Below are 1,101 nucleotides of genomic sequence, written 5' to 3'. Positions count from 1 at the left end.
TAATTTTTCTTGGATTCGTTCTTCGTTATAGTAATTTAAGTAATTAGTAACGCGTTCAGAGACCTCATGGTCTCTTAGTGAATTAAATTTGACGTACTGGAATTCCTCGGACTTTAAATTAGAGTGGAACGATTCGATAACTGCGTTGTCCCAACAGTTTCCTCTACGAGACATGCTGCTTGTTAGGTGATTCCTTTTAACGAATTCTTGAAAGGCGTATGACGTATAGACACTTCCTTGGTCCGAATGAAGGATGACCCCTTCGGGATAGTTTCGATTCTCAAGCGCTATCTTCAACGTATCAATCACAAGAGACGTTTGTTGATGCTCGTATAACTTGTATGCGACGATTTCGTTATTAAAAAGATCCATGATGGTGGAAAGATATTTCGTCGTGCTGCCGTATTGGATATAGGTGATATCCGTCACCCACTTTTGATTCGGTTTACTTGCTGTGAAATCGCGCTTGATGAGATCCGGTGCCGTTATGATGCGCTCACCTTGAGACTTCCATCTTCGCTTCGGCTTGATCCGACATTGGAGATGGTGTTTTTGCATGATTTTCTGTACGGTATTCCGATTGGCTTTTAACTGATAGATTTGCTGTAATAATGCCTTTATTTTTCGATGTCCATTCCGATACTTCGTCTGTTTACTTAGTTCAATGACGGTTTTTTCGAGCACCGAAGGTGCTTTCACAGATTCCTTAATCCAACGGTAATAGCTTGCTCTTGGTACATTCAAAGCGCTAAGAATGGCGGTGATTGTATACTTTCTCCGAAGAAACTCTACAATTTTTATGACTACTTCTTTCTCAACTCTCTTTCGATTTCCATGTACTTTTTTAAGATCTCATTTTCCATCTTCAGATGTGACATTTGTCGTTCTCTCTTGTCATCCTCACTCGCAGAATCTGGACCATGTCCATAGGTATATTGTTTACCGATTGGCTGATCAAATCGATAATGTTCGTTAGAGCGATACCATCTCATCCATGTTTTGATTTGAGATTCATTTTTGATTCCGTACTTCTCCATGATTTCTCTCGTCGTTAACTTACCACTCAGCTTATCTTTGACTACTGCCCATTTCACTTCACTT

At 40.0% G+C, this 1,101-nt stretch carries 1 protein-coding gene; it reads right to left on the bottom strand.

What is annotated here, in order from left to right; genetic code table 11:
• A protein-coding gene (locus KNQ15_RS16550) for an IS3 family transposase (RefSeq protein ID WP_353048937.1) occupies positions 1-1,094 on the bottom strand; the annotation gives its coding sequence in 2 pieces (ribosomal slippage) (positions 1-845 and positions 845-1,094; 1,095 coding nt annotated over the 2 pieces). This gene is flagged as partial in the annotation.
• Between the last annotated feature and the right edge of the window lie 7 nt (positions 1,095-1,101).

It is taken from the genome of Exiguobacterium sp. s168 (assembly GCF_018619035.1).
Taxonomy (GTDB): domain Bacteria; phylum Bacillota; class Bacilli; order Exiguobacteriales; family Exiguobacteriaceae; genus Exiguobacterium_A; species Exiguobacterium_A acetylicum.
This window is presented reverse-complemented; position numbering and strand designations above follow the sequence as displayed.